Raw genomic sequence first — 16,281 nt, forward strand, 5'->3', positions numbered from 1 at the left:
GATTTGATTATTCCCAATTTATTAATTTTTCGTTAGAATGTCGCTACTTATTAACATTGAGGATAAAAATTATGTTTGGAAAAGGTGGCTTAGGCAACTTAATGAAGCAAGCCCAGCAAATGCAAGATCGTATGCAAAAAATGCAAGAAGAAATTGCACAGTTAGAAGTAACAGGCGAATCAGGCGCAGGCTTGGTAAAAATCACCGTGAATGGCGCGCATAATTGTCGCCGCATTGAAATCGATCCTTCGCTAATGGAAGACGATAAAGAAATGCTTGAAGATCTTATCGCAGCGGCATTCAATGATGCGGTTCGCCGTGCAGAAGAATTGCAAAAAGAAAAAATGGCATCTGTTACCGCAGGAATGTCATTACCCCCTGGCTTTAAAATGCCATTCTAAATTTTCCCTAATTTTGCACCGCACTTTGTTTCTTATTAAAAATCAAAGTGCGGTGCGTTTTTTGTTTATTTTTAGGCAAAACAATGCAAACAAGCCCATTATTAGAAAATCTTATTGACGCATTACGCTGTTTACCCGGTGTTGGCCCGAAATCTGCACAACGAATGGCCTATCATTTATTGCAACGAGATCGCAGCGGTGGAATGGATCTGGCGCGCGCATTAACCGCCGCAATGTCGCAAATTGGCCATTGCGAACAGTGCCGAACTTTTACGGAAGAAGAAGTTTGCACCATTTGCAATAATCCACGCCGTCAAAACACAGGCTTGCTTTGTGTGGTAGAGCAGCCTTCCGACATTCAAGCCATTGAACAAACAGGGCAATTTTCAGGGCGTTATTTTGTCTTAATGGGGCATCTTTCCCCGTTAGACGGCATTGGGCCAAGAGAAATCGGCTTAGATTTACTAAACAGACGCCTACAAAATGAAGCCTTTCGTGAAGTGATTCTTGCCACCAACCCAACGGTGGAAGGCGAAGCAACCGCCAATTACATCGCGGAACTTTGTATGCAACAAAATATCAAAGTAACCCGCATTGCGCACGGCATTCCTGTCGGCGGCGAGTTAGAAACCGTGGATAGCAACACCCTCGGGCATTCTTTCTCAGGGCGGAGAGAGATTCAGTATTAGGAAAATAGATATTTTTATCTACGATGCCCAAGAAAAATAACAGAAAAAGCACCGCACTTTAAAAATAATGCCCTTATAATAGGGCATCATTTTTATGTCTTAATTTTTATTCTTTAGCACTTTAATAGCAGCATAAAAAATCACAATCAAAAAGAAATAGAAAATATTTCCTGAGTTATGGCTAAAGAAACTTTGTGAAAAATTATAAAACATTGTAGATATAACGTGAATGATCCCCAAACTAGAAAGGCATAATAGTTCTGGATTATCTGTTTTTAAGTTGCTAATAAAAAAGCGTAAAGGAACAATAAAAACAAATAATAAGGCTATAAGTCCAATTAGCCCTTTTTTTACTGTATCATCAATAAATTGATTGTGGTTATGCACGAAACTTGCTGCATATTCACTAATAATGCCTTCTTTTGCAAGTTCTTGTTTTTTGTCGTAAATACCTTGTTTGCCCCAACCTAAAATAGGTTTTTCTTGAATCGCAATCCAAGAGGCTTTCCACATATCGAAACGTGCACCAACAGAAGTAGAAGTGTTTTCGCTACTCACATATTGCGTAATATCTGCTTTAGCCGCATTGATGCGATCAATAATGCCTCCCGTGTTGGTGAGAGAAACAATAACAACAAATGTTGAAATTGCAGAAAATAGGATAGGAAAGAAATATTTAGGCAGTTTTTTGCGATAAATATATAAGGTGAAAGCCAGTATAAATGGTACACCAATCCAGCCACCACGAGCTGTGGATAAAATGCTTCCTAACATTCCCATTAATGCGCAGAATAATATGAATAGGGCAAATTTCTTATTTTTATTTGTCCAAAAATATAGACTAATACAAATTGAAAAAACACCTAAGCTCATAGCCATATCACCACCTTGAATATGCATAACATTACTATATGCTTGTTCATACCCAAGATAAAAACGCTGAATAAGTGCAATAACTCCAGCTAATAAGGCAGAGAAAGGAATAACTTTTATTAAAATATGAAAGCTAAGTTTGTAATTAACTAATAATGGAATGATTGGTAAGAATAGCAAAATGCGACTAGGATTATCTAATTCGTTTAATTTTCCGTGATGGAATAATACAGAAAATGCAAGTGTTGCAAAGTAGAAAAGATAACTGAACGCTAATGTCTTTTGTTCGTTATTAAATTTAAAGATATTTTTTCTTTCTTTACTTGTTATAAAAAGAATCAGTGCTGCTAAAATGAGTAAGGCGGGAGCAATGTTATAGCTACGCTTAAAAAGAAAGATGGATAAAAAATAAATTGAAACAGCAGTGTTTACAAATAAATAACCAAAAGAATAACGTTTATTAAGCATAAATCATAACCCAAATGAAAAATTCTGGGTTTAAGTATGCGTGAAAATGGTTAAGATTGCTAGTGCTGCGGTAAAAATTAGGCTGACGTTGTGTCAGCCTTAAGTTTATCTCAAAAACGCAGGAATATTTTTCTCATATTCTGCAATGGCGTTTTCGTGTTGGAGGGTGAGTCCGATGTTGTCTAAGCCATTTAATAGGCAGTGGCGGCGGAATTCGTCTAGTTCAAAGGGGTAGACTTTTTCACCTACGGTTACGGTCATTTTTTCTAAGTCTACATCAATGCTCGCCCCTTGATTTGCCCACACCCATTGGAAGATTTCTTCGATTTCTTCTTCGCTTAAACGGATGGGTAACATATGGTTGTTCAAGCTGTTGTTATAGAAAATATCCGCAAAACTTGGGGCGATCATCACTTTGAAACCATAATCTGCCAATGCCCAAGGGGCGTGTTCGCGAGATGAGCCGCAGCCAAGATTTTTGCGTGCCAATAAAATGCTTGCCCCTTGATATTGCGGGTAGTTCAGCACAAAATCAGGATTAGGCTGCGTGCCTGCTGCATCGAGATAACGCCATTCGTGGAATAAATGCTTGCCAAACCCTACGCGGGTGATGGCTTGCAAAAATTGTTTTGGAATAATGGCATCGGTATCCACATTTGCCACATCTAAAGGCACGACAATGCCTGAATGCTGTTTAAAGCCTGCCATAATTTCTCCTTAAAGTAATTCCACTTGACGAATATCAACAAATTTGCCGAACACTGCCGCCGCCGCTGCCATTGCGGGGCTGACTAAATGCGTCCGTCCGTTACGCCCTTGGCGACCTTCAAAGTTACGGTTACTGGTGGAAGCACAACGTTCCCATTCGCCTAATTGGTCATCATTCATTCCTAAACACATTGAACAGCCCGGGTTACGCCATTGCGCTCCTGCTTCAATAAAAATTTTATCTAAGCCTTCTTTTTCCGCTTGCTCTTTAACTAAGCCTGAACCCGGTACAACTAGCACCCGTTTCACATTTTCAGCCACTTTGCGTCCTTTCATTACCGCTGCTGCCGCACGCAAATCTTCAATGCGGGAGTTGGTACAAGAGCCGATAAACACTTGATCTACAGGCACTTGGGTTAAATCGGTGTTGGCGGCTAAGCCAATGTAAGCCAAGGCTTTTTCGGCAGAAGCACGAACCACAGGATCATTCATTTCAGCGGGATTTGGCACGGTTTGATCAATGCCGATCACTTGCCCTGGGTTCGTTCCCCAAGTTACCTGTGGTGAAATGTCTTTCGCGTCTAATACGATCACTGTGTCAAATTCTGCGTCCTCATCGGTTTTCAAGGTTTTCCAATAAGCTACCGCATCGTCCCAATCTTTGCCTTTCGGGGCATAAGGGCGACCTTTCAAGTATTCAAATGTCGTTTCATCTGGTGCGATTAATCCTGCTTTTGCACCAAGTTCAATGGCCATATTGCAAACGGTCATTCTTCCTTCCATAGAAAGATCACGAATGGCTTCACCGCAAAATTCTACAACGTGTCCTGTGCCACCTGCCATTGTGGTTTTGCCGATAATAGCAAGCACTATGTCTTTTGCCGTAATCCCTGGGGCAACTTTGCCACGCACTTCAATTTTCATATTTTTAGCACGGCTTTGTTTTAAGGTTTGGGTAGCAAGAACGTGTTCCACTTCTGATGTACCAATCCCAAACGCTAATGCGCCAAATGCGCCGTGCGTGGCAGTGTGGGAATCCCCACATACGATAGTCATTCCCGGTAAGGTTAAACCTTGCTCTGGCCCCATAACGTGAACGATACCTTGTTGTTTGGTGTTCATATCGAACAATTCAATCCCTGTATTGGCACAGTTTTTGGCAAGTTCTAATACTTGGATTTTGGCTTGTCCTTCTAATTTATTTACATCACGCACTTGTGTTGAAATGCTGTGATCCATTGTACCAAAGGTTTTACCCACTTGACGCACTTGGCGATTGGCAACACGCAATCCGTCAAAGGCTTGTGGGCTGGTTACTTCGTGAATTAAATGGCGATTGATGTATAAAATCGGTGTTTCGCCTTCTGATTCGTAAACGATGTGGACATCGAATAATTTGTCGTATAGGGTTTTTTTAGTCATTCTATTATCTCTTGTTTAGAATCTCCCCCTAACCCCCTCTTTATCAAAGAGGGGGGATCTCGTGAGAGATTTCATTATCAGTTTCTCTTATTTATCCCTTATTGATAAAAAATAACTAAGCTCTTTCACTTATCAATTCCCCCTCTTTAATAAAGAGGGGGCTAGGGGGAGATTTCATCATCAATTTCTCTTATTTATCCCTTATTGATAGAAAGTAACTAAGCTATTTCACTTATCAATTCCCCCCTCTTTGATAAGGAGGGGTAGGGGGAGATTTTTAAATCTCAGCCACAATAAGATCTCCCATTTCTTCTGTTGAAACAGGCGCGCTTTCATCTGCAAGATCTGCGGTGCGGTAGCCATTTTCTAGCACTTTTTTCACCGCACTTTCTATTGCTGTGGCGGCGTCATTGAGATCAAAGCTATAACGCAACATCATTGCGGCTGAAAGAATTTGTGCGATTGGGTTGGCGATGCCTTTGCCAGCGATGTCAGGGGCTGAGCCGCCTGCGGGTTCGTATAAACCGAAACCTTGTTCGTTTAGACTGGCGGAAGGAAGCATTCCCATTGATCCCGTGATCATTGCGCATTCATCAGAAATAATGTCGCCGAAAATATTTGAGCAGAGCAACACATCAAAAAATTCAGGTTGTTTGATTAATTGCATCGTGGCGTTATCAATATAGATATGATCCAATCTTACTTCAGGATAGTCTTTTGCCACTTCTTCCACCACATCACGCCATAGGGTAGAACTGATCAATACGTTGGCTTTATCTACTGAAGTAACGTGTTTAGTGCGTTTCATTGCGGTTTCAAAGGCCACTTTGGCGATACGCTCAATTTCATAGCGGTGATAGATTTCCGTATCATAGGCTTTTTCGTTTTTCCCTTCGCCCTCACGGCCTTTAGGCTGACCGAAATAGATCCCGCCTGTTAATTCACGCACGGTTACCATATCAAAGCCTTTCGCCGCAATATCTGCACGCAATGGGCAGAATTTTTCTAAGCCTTTGTATAGGGTTGCAGGGCGTAAGTTGCAGAATAGGGTAAAGTGTTTACGCAACGGTAATAATGCGCCACGTTCAGGTTGTTGATTTGGTGGTAAGTTTTCCCATTTAGGCCCTCCCACTGAACCAAATAAAATTGCATCGCTTTCTTCGCAGCCTTTTAAAGTTTCTGCTGGCAATGGCGTGCCGTGTTTATCAATGGCGATACCGCCCACATCAAAATGGCGAAAGTTAAGTTGAAAACCGTATTTTTTCTGTACAGCATCAAGCACTTTAATGGCTTCAGCCATAATTTCTGGGCCAATGCCATCGCCACTTAATACGGCGACATTATAATTTTTCATCACATCACTCCTTAATTAATTGCATTTTTGCTTAATTTTAAATTTTCTACTTTATGCGAGCGGTAGATCGCATTAATGGCGTGGATAAGCGCACGCGCTGAAGATTCCACAATATCCGTTGCCAAGCCCACACCGTGGAAACGGCGTCCTTTATGTTCCACCACAATATCTACTTGCCCGAGCGCTTCAGCCCCTTCCCCTTTCGCGGTTAAGTTATAGTTCAACATTTTTAAATCAATATTGGTGATTTTCAAGATAGCGTTAAACACTGCGTCCACAGGGCCATTACCGCCGCTGGATACTTGGCTTAATTTCTCACCGTCTAGTTCCACTTGCACAAAGGCGGAAGCAGGCAAATGGCTGATCATTTGTGAAGTAATCACGTCTAAGGTTAAGCGATCTTCATCGCCTTGTTGCATATCAATAAAGGCAAGGGCCTCTAAGTCATAATCGAACACTTGGCCTTTTTTATCGGCGAGTTTTAAGAAAGCTTCGTATAATTTATCCAAATCATATTCATTTTCTTGATAACCCATTGAATCCATATGGTTTTTCACCGCCGCACGACCAGAACGGGCAGTCAAATTCAATTTTTCTTTTTTCAAGCCGATGGTTTCTGGCGACATAATTTCATAGGTGTTTTTATTTTTCACCATACCGTCTTGGTGAATGCCCGAAGAATGGGCGAAAGCATTCGAGCCGACAATGGCTTTATTTGGCTGAATTGGCATATTGCATAATTGGCTAACCATTTGGCTGACGCGGTGGATTTCCTGCGTATTAATGCGTGTATCCACGCCAAACAAGGCTTGACGCGTTTTAATCGCCATTACCACTTCTTCCAAAGCGGTGTTACCTGCACGCTCACCAATACCATTTACCGTACATTCAATTTGTCGCGCGCCATTTTGTACCGCAGTTAATGAATTTGCTGTTGCCATACCCAAATCATTGTGGCAATGCACAGAAATCACTGCTTTATCAATATTCGGCACACGGTTCATTACATTAGCGATAATATTGCCATATTCCATTGGCAAGCAATAACCCACGGTATCAGGAATATTCACTGTGGTCGCCCCTGCTTTAATGGCAGCTTCCACAATACGACAAATATTATCAATGCCTGTACGCCCTGCATCTTCGCAAGAAAATTCTACATCATCGGTATAACGGCGCGCGCGTTTTACGGCGTTAATCGCCATTTCTACCACATCATCAAACGTGCGGCGTAATTTAGCTTCAACGTGCAAGGCGGAAGTGGCAATGAAAGTATGAATACGAAAGGCTTCTGCCACTTTTAACGCTTCTGCCGCCACATCAATATCTTTATCTACCGCGCGTGATAAGGCACAAACTCGGCTATTTTTAATGTTTTCCGCAATGGTACGGACGGATTCAAAATCCCCCGCGGAAGACACTGGGAAGCCCACTTCCATTACGTCCACGCCAAGACGCTCAAGGGCAAAAGCGATTTGTAATTTTTCTTTTACTGTCAAACTGGCTTTCAACGCTTGTTCACCATCGCGTAAGGTGGTGTCAAAGATAATCACTTGATCTTGCATAATCTGTCCTTTCATTTTGAAGATATAAAAAAACCCGCCTAAAAAGTGCGGGTCAAATTTGGGAAGTTTTTACCTTGGTGTTTTTCATCCACAAGCTAGCCGCACAAAAACTGTGAGAGAAGCAGGTGGAGTGAGAGCAAAACACGAGTAAACATAAAACATAATCCTTCTTGAAAACGAGTTTTATCTTACTCGTTAAAAACAAACTGTCAAACAAAATTTTAGCATTTTTATCCAAAGTAAACGATTTACAAGAATTTGAATTAGATTAATACACTGTTATTTTGATAGTAAAAAGATAAATATCCCGAGATGGAAAAAAAGTTTACTTTTTTATACCGCACTTTTTTAGAAATGGCGTGGATAAAATTTATTACATTTTTTTCTCCAAACACCAAAAAGCAATTTTTGCGTTAAATCAATAACCACCTATAAATACTACGAAAGAGTTAGTTTTTCTTTTGTGGAATAACTACGCTCACCTATGCCCTTGTGATAAAATCACTGCACTTTTCCTTATAGGTGAATTTTATGTCAATAATCAATCAATTACAGCTCGAACAAATTGCCTGCCAGCGTGGTGATAAAACCCTGTTTACGGATTTATCGCTTACTTGGCAAAGTGGTGATTTTGTGCAGATTGAAGGACATAACGGCATTGGCAAAACCAGCTTGTTACGCATTTTAGTTGACCTTGCACCGCCTTTGGCAGGGCAAGTGTGTTGGAATGGGCAGGCGATCAAACAATGCCGCGAAGATTATTATTACCAACTGTTGTATTTAGGCCATCACGCAGGCATTAAGCCAGAGTTGACCCCTTGGGAAAATTTGAAATTTTATCAAGCCATTAGTCAATGTCAGCAAGGGGAAGAGGCGCTTTGGCAAGCGCTAGAAAAAGTGGGCTTGATTGGGCGCGAAGACATTGTTGCAGGGCAACTTTCCGCAGGGCAGCAAAGACGCATTGCCCTTGCTCGTTTATGGCTGTCGCAAGCACCGCTATGGATTTTAGACGAGCCTTTCACTGCCATTGATAAAAAAGGCGTGGGCGTTTTAACCCAACTGTTTGAACGGCACGTTGCCAATGGGGGAATGGTGATTTTAACCAGCCATCAGGAAATCCCAAGCCAAGCCTTGCAACGCCTTGATTTAGAAAAATACAAAGCCAATACAGCCGAGTAGAACAACAGTGCGATAAAAGTGCGGTAGAAAAATAGAGCAGTTTTTATGAGAATATTTAGTCAAATCATCAAACGAGAACTTCGCATTGCAATGCGAAAACAAACGGAAATTCTTAATCCGTTGTGGTTCTTTTTGATTATCATCACCCTATTTCCGCTGGTTATCGGGCCTGAGCCGAAATTGCTGGCAGAAATCGCCCCTGGTGTGGCTTGGGTGGCAGCACTGCTTTCTGCCTTGCTTTCTTTTGAACGTTTGTTTCGCGATGATTTTATTGACGGCTCGCTGGAGCAATTAATGCTCAGCTCACAACATTTAGCCTTAACCGCTTTGGCGAAAGTGGTGGCGCATTGGTTATTAACCGGCTTGCCGCTCATTTTACTTTCACCCATTGCGGCATTATTGCTTTCTTTGGATAGCCATATTTGGTGGGCGTTGGTGCTAACTTTATTACTCGGCACGCCGATTTTAAGCTGCCTTGGCGCGATCGGTGTGGCGCTCATTGTTGGGCTGCGCAAAGGCGGCGTGTTGCTGAGTTTATTAGTGTTACCTTTATTTATTCCAGTGTTGATTTTTTCTGCGTCCGTCCTTGAAGCCGCCGCGCTTGCCTTGCCTTATAACGGGCAACTTGCTATTTTGGGCGCAATGTTATGTGCGGCACTGACCTTATCGCCTTTTGCCATTGCGGGGGCATTACGAATTAGCCTTGAATAAGGCACAAGTTTTTATTTTTTGATTAAAGGAAAGATTGATTATGTGGAAATGGCTTCACCCTTATGCCAAATCAGAAACCCAATACCATTTATGCGGAAAATTTATTCCTTGGTTTGTGGTGCTTTCAACCTTATTAATTGGCACCGCTTTAGTTTGGGGCTTGGCGTATGCGCCAGCAGATTATCAGCAAGGCAACAGCTTTCGCATTATGTATATCCACGTTCCAGCGGCGATTTGGTCAATGAGCATTTATGTTTCAATGGCGATTGCGGGCGTGATTGGTTTGGTGTGGCAAATTCGCCAAGCGCATCTTTCTATTATCGCAATGGCGCCAATCGGCACGGTGTTCACCTTTATCGCCTTGGCAACAGGCGCAATTTGGGGCAAACCAATGTGGGGAACTTGGTGGGTGTGGGACGCGCGCCTCACCGCATCATTAATCTTATTTTTCTTATATTTAGGCGTAATTGCGCTGTATTCCGCATTCCAAGATCGCACAACAGGAATGAAAGCGGCAGCGATTTTATCTATTGTGGGTGTGATCAATATTCCAATTATTCACTTTTCAGTGGAATGGTGGAACACCTTGCACCAAGGGGCGAGCATCACAAAATTTGAAAAGCCGTCTATCGCCACGCCAATGCTAATTCCATTAATTTTATCGATTTTCGGTTTTATGGCATTAACCATTTGCTTAACCTTAGTGCGTTACCGCTTAGCGTTATTAAATGATGAGAAAAAACGCCCTTGGGTGAAAGCGTTAGTCAGTCAGCAAAAAATTTAACCAATTTGCACCGCACTTTCGTTTTCGTAAAAATAAAGTGCGGTGGTTTTTTCAAGAATTTTTAATTTTATAAGGATAAGATGATGTTTTTTGAATCTGTGAGTGATTTTCTGAATATGGGGGGCTACGGTTTTTACGTTTGGCTTTCTTATGGCGTTTCTTTCTTAGCCATTGCAGGTTTGATCTTGCAAGGCGTAATGAGCAAGAAAAAACTTATTAGTGAAATTAAACGCGAACAACAACGCGCGCAATATGAACAAAATCGCAGAACAGGAGAAAGCCTATGAATCCAAGACGTAAATCGCGCTTAACCATTGTGTTATTTGTATTAATTGGCGTGGCAGTGGCGTCATCACTGGTGCTGTATGCGTTGCGTCAAAATATTGATTTATTTTACACCCCAACGGAAGTGATCTACGGTAAAAATGACGATGCAGAAACCAAACCGAAAGTAGGGCAGCGTATCCGTGTTGGCGGAATGGTGGTGGCAGGCACGGTGAAACGTGATGACAAAAGCCTGAAAGTGGTGTTTGATCTCAACGATATTGGGCCTTCGATCACCGTGGAATATGAAGGTATTTTGCCCGATTTATTCCGTGAAGGGCAGGGCATTGTGGCACAAGGCGTGCTAAAAACACCAACGCTGTTGGAAGCAAGTGAAGTGTTAGCGAAACACGATGAAAATTATGTGCCGCCAGAATTAGGTGAGCAAATGAAAAAAGTGCATAAACCAATGGGTATTTCAGATTTAACGGGCGAAAGCGAGCGTGATCGTCAAGAAAAACAAGAAGGTAAATAATGATCGCAGAATTAGGAAACTATGCGTTAGCCTTGAGTTTGGGCGTTTCCCTACTGTTGGCGTTTTTCCCTTTATATGGCGCAGAAAAAAATAACGCGCAGCTAATGGCTTTGGCGCGCCCAATGACTTATGGGCTATTTTTCAGCCTAACCTTAGCCTTTGCCAGTTTATTTTATTTATTCGCCACCAACGATTTTTCCGTGCAATATGTGGTGAATAATTCTAATACCAACTTGCCGTTGGCTTACCGCTTATCCGCCGTGTGGGGCTCGCACGAAGGATCGCTATTGCTATGGATTTGGTTGCTTACTTTATGGAGTGCAGCGGTTGCCTTTTTCAGCAAGCCATTACCGCAAGAAGCGGTCGCACGTGTGCTGGGGGTAATGGGCGTGATTACCATTGGTTTCTTAATTTTTGTCTTATTTACCTCCAACCCATTTGATCGCACCTTCCCTGATTTCCCTGTGGAGGGGCGAGAATTAAATCCGCTGTTACAAGATGTCGGCTTGATTTTCCACCCGCCGTTACTTTATATGGGCTATGTGGGCTTTTCCGTGGCGTTTGCCTTTTCCATTGCGTCATTAATGACAGGCAAACTAGACACCGCCTGGGCAAGATGGTCGCGCCCTTGGACAATGGCGGCTTGGGTTTTCTTAACCTTAGGGATCGTTCTCGGCTCTTGGTGGGCGTATTACGAACTTGGCTGGGGCGGCTGGTGGTTCTGGGATCCAGTAGAAAACGCGTCACTAATGCCTTGGTTGGCAGGAACGGCATTATTACATTCTCTTGCGGTAACCGAAAAGCGTGGCTCGTTTAAGGCTTGGACAGTATTACTCGCGATTTTAGCCTTTTCCCTTTGCTTGCTCGGTACATTCCTTGTGCGCTCGGGCATTTTGGTTTCTGTTCACGCTTTTGCGTCCGATCCAACCCGTGGGCTTTATATTTTGGCTTATTTGATCGTGGTGATTGGCGGCTCGCTCACCCTGTATGCTTACAAAGGCAACCGAATTCGCTCAAGAGATAACGCCGAGCGTTATTCCCGTGAAACAATGTTATTGCTCAATAATATCCTATTAATGACCGCGCTTGCGGTGGTCTTTTTAGGTACATTATTGCCTTTGGTGCATAAACAACTTGGCTTGGGTAGTATTTCTATTGGCGCACCGTTCTTCGATCAAATGTTCCTATACATTATGATTCCTTTTGCCTTATTACTTGGCATTGGGCCTTTGGTGAAATGGCGCAGAGATCAATTTTCTGCCATTAGAACGCCAGTGATTATCAGCCTAATTTTGATGCTAATTGCTGGTTTTGTGCTGCCTTATTGGTTACAAGATCGTATCACCGCAACCTCCGTGCTTGGCGTGATGATGTCGGTGATTATCACTGTATTGGCATTATACGAATTACAACAGCGCGCCACGCACCGCCACAATTTCTTTGTGGGGCTAAGCAAACTTTCTCGTTCCCATTGGGGAATGGTGTTGGCGCATCTTGGTGTAGCGATGACCGTTTGGGGCATTGCCTTTAGCCAAAACTACAGCATTGAACGTGATGTGCGAATGAACGTGGGCGATAGCATTGACATTGCGGGTTATGATTTCAAATTCCAAGGCATTAGTGATGCCAATGGCCCGAATTATCTCGGCGGCAAAGCGGAAATTGAAATCAGCAAAAACGGCAAATATGAAACTACATTATATGCTGAAAAACGTTTTTATACCGTGAGTAAAATGTCAATGACAGAAGCAGCGATTGACTGGGGCTTTAGTCGCGATCTTTATGTGGCATTAGGCGAAAGCCTTGGCAATGGCGCGTGGGCATTGCGTTTATACTACAAACCGTTTATCCGTTGGATTTGGTTCGGCGGCGTATTTATGGCGTTAGGTGGCTTGCTCTGTATGCTTGACAGACGTTACCGTTTCAAACAGTTATTAACCAAAGCTCAAACAGAATAAGAAGGTCGTGATGAATAAAAAATATGCTATTCCTTTGATTTTATTTTTAGCACTAACCATCGCCTTTTTCGTGCAATTACAACGGAATTCCAACGGTGATGATCCTAAAGCCTTGGAAAGTGCTTTAGTGGGCAAGCCCGTGCCAGCAGCAACTTTTCAAGATCTGTTTGAGAATAAAACGCACGATCAAGGCATTTTCCAACAAGGTAAACCGATCTTATTGAATGTGTGGGCGACTTGGTGTCCCACTTGCTATGCAGAGCATCAATATTTGAATCAGCTCCATTCACAAGGGGTAACCATTATCGGTGTGGATTACAAAGATAAAACGGACAAAGCCATTAAATGGCTGAAAGATCTGGGCAATCCTTATCAGCTTGTGATTAAAGATGAAAAAGGATCGTTCGGGCTGGATTTGGGTGTATATGGCGCGCCAGAAACTTTCATTATTGATGGCAAAGGTATCATTCATTATCGCTATGCAGGGGACGTGAACGAAAAAGTATGGCAAAGCACCTTGCAGCCAATTTATCAAAAATTAATGGAACAAAAATAATGCGAAAAATTCCTTATTTTTTCACCGCACTTTTATTTTGTGCCATCACGGCAAAGGCAGCCATTGAAGTGCGAAATTTTGCTTCAGCGCAGCAGGAACAGGATTACCAAAGCCTAACCCAAGAGCTACGTTGCCCGCAATGTCAGAACAATAATATTGCTGATTCCAACGCCACCATTGCCGTGGATATGCGTGAGAAAGTCTATGAATTGCTCAGCCAAGGGCAAAGCAAACAGCAAGTGGTGGATTATATGGTACAACGTTACGGCAATTTTGTTACCTACAATCCACCGCTCACACCGGCTACGGTGTTACTTTGGGCTGTGCCAGTTTGCCTTGTGCTGTTCGGCGGCATTTTAGTGTTACGCCGTAAACCGAAAAAACAACCACAGGCAAAACAAAGTGCGGTGCAAATTAATGATGAAAATTTAACCCAAGCGGAACAGCAACGTTTACAACAATTATTAAAGGATAAGGAATAAATAATGAATTTTTGGCTTATCAGTTTTGCGATCACCCTTATTGTGGCGCTAATTTGTTTTTATCCTTTATTATTTTCAGGCAAACAAGCGCTTGACAGCAACAAGCGTAACAAGCTAAATAAAGCCTTTTATTTCAATCGCTTGAAAGAAATTGAAGAAGATGAACAGCAAGGTTTAATTGAAAACGCCTCGCAGTTACGTACGGAATTACAGCAATCCTTATTACAAGATATTCCCGAAAGCGAACCGCAGCCACAAGATCGCAAGCAATACGGCAAAATTTGGTTTGTATCGGGCTTCTTGACATTGGCGATTTTAGCGGGCTTAGGCTATATGAAAGCGGGGGCGTGGCAACAAGAAGCAATGATGGAAAACACCTTGCAAAAACTACCGCACTTTTATGAACGTTTAAAGGAAGAAGAAAGCAATCCAATGAGCGACCAAGAATTGCAACAATTTGCCACCGCCTTGCGCTTAAAATTGCAAAAAGAACCCAACAACGCGGCGGACTGGTGGACGCTTGGGCAAATTGCAATGAATCTGGATAAGGCACGTTTAGCCTATGACAGCTACGCCCGTGCGGTAAAATTAGATCCTGAAAATATCGAATATCAGCTTTCCTATGCGCGCATTTTAATGTTTTCCGATGACCAAACGGATAAGAACAAAGGAATGGATTTGCTCAAAGGCGTTCTGCGCAAAGATCACAGCAACCTACAAGCCCTTGGTTTACTCGCGTTCCAATATTTTGAAAACGAAGAATACAAAATGGCCGCAGTAACTTGGGCGATGATGTTACGCCTAATCCCCGAAAACGATCCAAGAGTCGCCCTGCTTGAAAAAAGCATCCGCGCCGCCCGCGATGCACAAGAAGAAAAGGAAAAGGCGGAGTAGAAAAAAGAAGGGGCAAATCTAATTTAGCCCCTTTTTTACCCCTTGCTTAGCTAATCCTCGCAAGTACGAGTTTGGCCATCATTTCAATATGAGCGGGTTCTGCGTTAAGGGCAGGGATATATTGGAAAGATTTTCCGCCGTTATGCAGGAAAATGTCGCGGTTTTCTACTTCAATTTCTTCCAACGTTTCTAAACAATCCGCAGAGAAACCAGGGCAGATGACGGCGACTTTTTCAATGCCTTGGTTTTTTGTGGCATTTTGTAAAAAATGATCTGTATAAGGCTGCAGCCATTCTTCACGGCCGAAACGGGATTGAAAGCAAAGTTGCCACTGGTTTTCTTTTAGTCCAAGGCGATCTACCACGGCGATGGTGGTTTGTTTACAATGCTCGCGATAATAATCCCCTTCTTGTTCATAACGTAATGGAATACCGTGATAAGAAAAGAGCAGGAATTCATCGGGTTTCATTTTAGCTTTAATAGATTGTGCAAGTGTATCAATATATTGTTCATCAAGATGATAAGAATGGATAAACTCAAACGGAACAAGCCCACGAATGGATTTTAATGATTGGGCAAAGCAATCCAATACTGCTGCCGTTGTAGTGCTGCTGTATTGCGGATAAAGCGGCAGCACAATGATTTTATCCACTTGATTTTTGAGTAAATTTTCCACCGCACTTTGCATTGAAGGATTGCCATAAGTCATTCCAATTTCCACAAGAGCATTAATGCCTTGTTGATCGAAATAGTGCTGTAATTGTTGCTGTTGCTGTTTAGAAATCAGCAATAATGGCGAGCCTTGTTCTGTCCAAACACTGCGGTAGGTTTCTGCCACACGTCTGGAACGGCGAGGTAAAATCACGCATTTTAATAGCGGCCACCATTGCCAGCGGGGTAGATCTACCACGCGTGGATCGGTGAGAAATTGCCATAAATAGCGTGAAAGGGCTTTGGGTTCTGGAGCGTCTGGCGTGCCTAAGTTAGCAAGAATGACGCCGATTTTTTGTCTGTTCATTGATTCACCACGCTTAATGTGAGTTTTGCAAAGCAGCATAGTTTATCCGCTTGATCTTTAATGTCAATTTGCCAAAATTGAGTGGTTTTGCCTAAGCGAATAGGGGTGGCTCTGGCGGTTACCAGGCCTTCACGCACAGGGCGAAGATGGCTGGCGTTAATCTCTAATCCAACCACAGCTTGCTTTTCTTCTACGCAGCAAAATCCTGCCATTGACGCAACGGTTTCCGCCAACGCTGCAGAAATTCCGCCGTGTAAAAAGCCCATTGGTTGAGTGGTGCGCTGATCAACAGGCATTGTGGCTTCTAGCCAATCGTTCCCTTGGGCGCTAAATTGAATGCCTAAATGGGCTACGGCACAATGTGCGTTAAATTGATTAAGTTGTTCTAAAGTAAAGTGTTTTTTCCAAATTTTCATTGTT

At 42.7% G+C, this 16,281-nt stretch carries 18 protein-coding genes; 11 read left to right on the forward strand and 7 right to left on the reverse strand.

Annotated elements, in window-relative coordinates; all coding sequences use genetic code 11:
* The first annotated feature begins 71 nt into the window (after positions 1 to 71).
* Together DYC50_RS06460 and recR are read left to right on the forward strand one after the other, a co-directional pair.
* Positions 72 to 401: a YbaB/EbfC family nucleoid-associated protein gene (locus DYC50_RS06460; RefSeq protein ID WP_103853095.1), complete on the forward strand. Its 330-nt coding sequence runs from the start codon at positions 72 to 74 to the stop codon at positions 399 to 401.
* Between the two features lie 83 nt (positions 402 to 484).
* Positions 485 to 1,090 (forward strand): recombination mediator RecR, encoded by a 606-nt coding sequence (recR, locus tag DYC50_RS06465; protein ID WP_103853094.1) that lies wholly within the window; start codon positions 485 to 487, stop codon positions 1,088 to 1,090.
* 99 nt (positions 1,091 to 1,189) lie between these two features.
* Here recR and DYC50_RS06470 read toward each other — a convergent pair whose 3' ends face one another.
* The 5 genes from DYC50_RS06470 to leuA form a co-directional block, all read right to left on the reverse strand.
* On the reverse strand, positions 1,190 to 2,431 hold the full coding sequence (locus DYC50_RS06470; protein WP_115249483.1) for an O-antigen ligase family protein: 1,242 nt from the start codon (positions 2,429 to 2,431) through the stop codon (positions 1,190 to 1,192).
* 105 nt (positions 2,432 to 2,536) lie between these two features.
* Positions 2,537 to 3,139: a 3-isopropylmalate dehydratase small subunit gene (gene leuD, locus DYC50_RS06475; RefSeq protein ID WP_115249484.1), complete on the reverse strand. Its 603-nt coding sequence runs from the start codon at positions 3,137 to 3,139 to the stop codon at positions 2,537 to 2,539.
* 9 nt (positions 3,140 to 3,148) lie between these two features.
* Positions 3,149 to 4,561: a 3-isopropylmalate dehydratase large subunit gene (leuC, locus tag DYC50_RS06480; protein WP_115249485.1), complete on the reverse strand. Its 1,413-nt coding sequence runs from the start codon at positions 4,559 to 4,561 to the stop codon at positions 3,149 to 3,151.
* A 277-nt stretch (positions 4,562 to 4,838) separates the two neighbouring features.
* Positions 4,839 to 5,915 (reverse strand): 3-isopropylmalate dehydrogenase, encoded by a 1,077-nt coding sequence (gene leuB / locus DYC50_RS06485; RefSeq protein WP_115249486.1) that lies wholly within the window; start codon positions 5,913 to 5,915, stop codon positions 4,839 to 4,841.
* Positions 5,916 to 5,926: 11 nt separating this feature from the next.
* Entirely contained in the window at positions 5,927 to 7,480 is a 1,554-nt protein-coding gene (gene leuA, locus DYC50_RS06490) for a 2-isopropylmalate synthase (protein WP_115249487.1), read from the reverse strand.
* Between the two features lie 531 nt (positions 7,481 to 8,011).
* Between leuA and ccmA the strand changes: the two genes are divergently transcribed.
* The 9 genes from ccmA (at position 8,012) to ccmI (ending at position 14,843) form a co-directional block, all read left to right on the forward strand.
* Positions 8,012 to 8,659 carry a cytochrome c biogenesis heme-transporting ATPase CcmA gene (gene ccmA, locus DYC50_RS06495; protein WP_115249488.1) on the forward strand — a complete coding sequence of 216 codons (648 nt, stop codon included), beginning with the start codon at positions 8,012 to 8,014 and terminating at the stop codon, positions 8,657 to 8,659.
* 45 nt (positions 8,660 to 8,704) lie between these two features.
* Positions 8,705 to 9,370 carry a heme exporter protein CcmB gene (ccmB, locus tag DYC50_RS06500; protein ID WP_115249489.1) on the forward strand — a complete coding sequence of 222 codons (666 nt, stop codon included), beginning with the start codon at positions 8,705 to 8,707 and terminating at the stop codon, positions 9,368 to 9,370.
* Positions 9,371 to 9,410: 40 nt separating this feature from the next.
* Positions 9,411 to 10,154, forward strand: a complete 744-nt coding sequence (locus DYC50_RS06505) for a heme ABC transporter permease (RefSeq protein WP_115249490.1) — start codon at positions 9,411 to 9,413, stop codon at positions 10,152 to 10,154.
* An 83-nt stretch (positions 10,155 to 10,237) separates the two neighbouring features.
* Positions 10,238 to 10,441, forward strand: coding sequence for a heme exporter protein CcmD (gene ccmD / locus DYC50_RS06510; RefSeq protein ID WP_115249491.1), 204 nt, complete (start codon positions 10,238 to 10,240; stop codon positions 10,439 to 10,441).
* A complete protein-coding gene (gene ccmE / locus DYC50_RS06515; protein ID WP_103854200.1) occupies positions 10,438 to 10,953 on the forward strand; it encodes a cytochrome c maturation protein CcmE in 516 nt (171 codons plus the stop codon). The genes ccmD and ccmE overlap by 4 nt, the downstream gene beginning before the upstream one ends.
* Positions 10,953 to 12,911 (forward strand): heme lyase CcmF/NrfE family subunit, encoded by a 1,959-nt coding sequence (locus DYC50_RS06520; protein WP_115249492.1) that lies wholly within the window; start codon positions 10,953 to 10,955, stop codon positions 12,909 to 12,911. The genes ccmE and DYC50_RS06520 overlap by 1 nt, the downstream gene beginning before the upstream one ends.
* A gap of 10 nt (positions 12,912 to 12,921) precedes the next feature.
* Entirely contained in the window at positions 12,922 to 13,467 is a 546-nt protein-coding gene (locus tag DYC50_RS06525) for a DsbE family thiol:disulfide interchange protein (protein WP_115249493.1), read from the forward strand.
* Positions 13,467 to 13,949, forward strand: a complete 483-nt coding sequence (locus DYC50_RS06530) for a cytochrome c-type biogenesis protein (protein WP_165779980.1) — start codon at positions 13,467 to 13,469, stop codon at positions 13,947 to 13,949. The genes DYC50_RS06525 and DYC50_RS06530 overlap by 1 nt, the downstream gene beginning before the upstream one ends.
* 3 nt (positions 13,950 to 13,952) lie before the next feature.
* Entirely contained in the window at positions 13,953 to 14,843 is an 891-nt protein-coding gene (gene ccmI, locus DYC50_RS06535; RefSeq protein ID WP_115249494.1) for a c-type cytochrome biogenesis protein CcmI, read from the forward strand.
* 46 nt (positions 14,844 to 14,889) lie between these two features.
* Here ccmI and hemH read toward each other — a convergent pair whose 3' ends face one another.
* The gene (gene hemH, locus DYC50_RS06540) at positions 14,890 to 15,861 is read right to left on the reverse strand and encodes a ferrochelatase (protein WP_115249495.1); all 972 of its coding nucleotides are present in this window, start codon (positions 15,859 to 15,861) and stop codon (positions 14,890 to 14,892) included.
* Positions 15,858 to 16,277 (reverse strand): hotdog fold thioesterase, encoded by a 420-nt coding sequence (locus DYC50_RS06545; protein ID WP_115249496.1) that lies wholly within the window; start codon positions 16,275 to 16,277, stop codon positions 15,858 to 15,860. Before DYC50_RS06545 ends, hemH begins: the two co-directional genes overlap by 4 nt.
* Between the last annotated feature and the right edge of the window lie 4 nt (positions 16,278 to 16,281).

Source organism: Avibacterium avium, from assembly GCF_900454535.1.
Lineage (GTDB): Bacteria > Pseudomonadota > Gammaproteobacteria > Enterobacterales > Pasteurellaceae > Avibacterium > Avibacterium avium.

Bases quoted from the DNA above. Each gene is read 5' to 3' on its own strand.
- DYC50_RS06460 (WP_103853095.1), top strand. From the start codon at position 72: ATGTTTGGAAAAGGTGGCTTAGGCAACTTAATGAAGCAAGCCCAGCAA.
- recR (WP_103853094.1), top strand. From the start codon at position 485: ATGCAAACAAGCCCATTATTAGAAAATCTTATTGACGCATTACGCTGT.
- DYC50_RS06470 (WP_115249483.1), bottom strand. From the start codon at position 2,431: ATGCTTAATAAACGTTATTCTTTTGGTTATTTATTTGTAAACACTGCT.
- leuD (WP_115249484.1), bottom strand. From the start codon at position 3,139: ATGGCAGGCTTTAAACAGCATTCAGGCATTGTCGTGCCTTTAGATGTG.
- leuC (WP_115249485.1), bottom strand. From the start codon at position 4,561: ATGACTAAAAAAACCCTATACGACAAATTATTCGATGTCCACATCGTT.
- leuB (WP_115249486.1), bottom strand. From the start codon at position 5,915: ATGAAAAATTATAATGTCGCCGTATTAAGTGGCGATGGCATTGGCCCA.
- leuA (WP_115249487.1), bottom strand. From the start codon at position 7,480: ATGCAAGATCAAGTGATTATCTTTGACACCACCTTACGCGATGGTGAA.
- ccmA (WP_115249488.1), top strand. From the start codon at position 8,012: ATGTCAATAATCAATCAATTACAGCTCGAACAAATTGCCTGCCAGCGT.
- ccmB (WP_115249489.1), top strand. From the start codon at position 8,705: ATGAGAATATTTAGTCAAATCATCAAACGAGAACTTCGCATTGCAATG.
- DYC50_RS06505 (WP_115249490.1), top strand. From the start codon at position 9,411: ATGTGGAAATGGCTTCACCCTTATGCCAAATCAGAAACCCAATACCAT.
- ccmD (WP_115249491.1), top strand. From the start codon at position 10,238: ATGTTTTTTGAATCTGTGAGTGATTTTCTGAATATGGGGGGCTACGGT.
- ccmE (WP_103854200.1), top strand. From the start codon at position 10,438: ATGAATCCAAGACGTAAATCGCGCTTAACCATTGTGTTATTTGTATTA.
- DYC50_RS06520 (WP_115249492.1), top strand. From the start codon at position 10,953: ATGATCGCAGAATTAGGAAACTATGCGTTAGCCTTGAGTTTGGGCGTT.
- DYC50_RS06525 (WP_115249493.1), top strand. From the start codon at position 12,922: ATGAATAAAAAATATGCTATTCCTTTGATTTTATTTTTAGCACTAACC.
- DYC50_RS06530 (WP_165779980.1), top strand. From the start codon at position 13,467: ATGCGAAAAATTCCTTATTTTTTCACCGCACTTTTATTTTGTGCCATC.
- ccmI (WP_115249494.1), top strand. From the start codon at position 13,953: ATGAATTTTTGGCTTATCAGTTTTGCGATCACCCTTATTGTGGCGCTA.
- hemH (WP_115249495.1), bottom strand. From the start codon at position 15,861: ATGAACAGACAAAAAATCGGCGTCATTCTTGCTAACTTAGGCACGCCA.
- DYC50_RS06545 (WP_115249496.1), bottom strand. From the start codon at position 16,277: ATGAAAATTTGGAAAAAACACTTTACTTTAGAACAACTTAATCAATTT.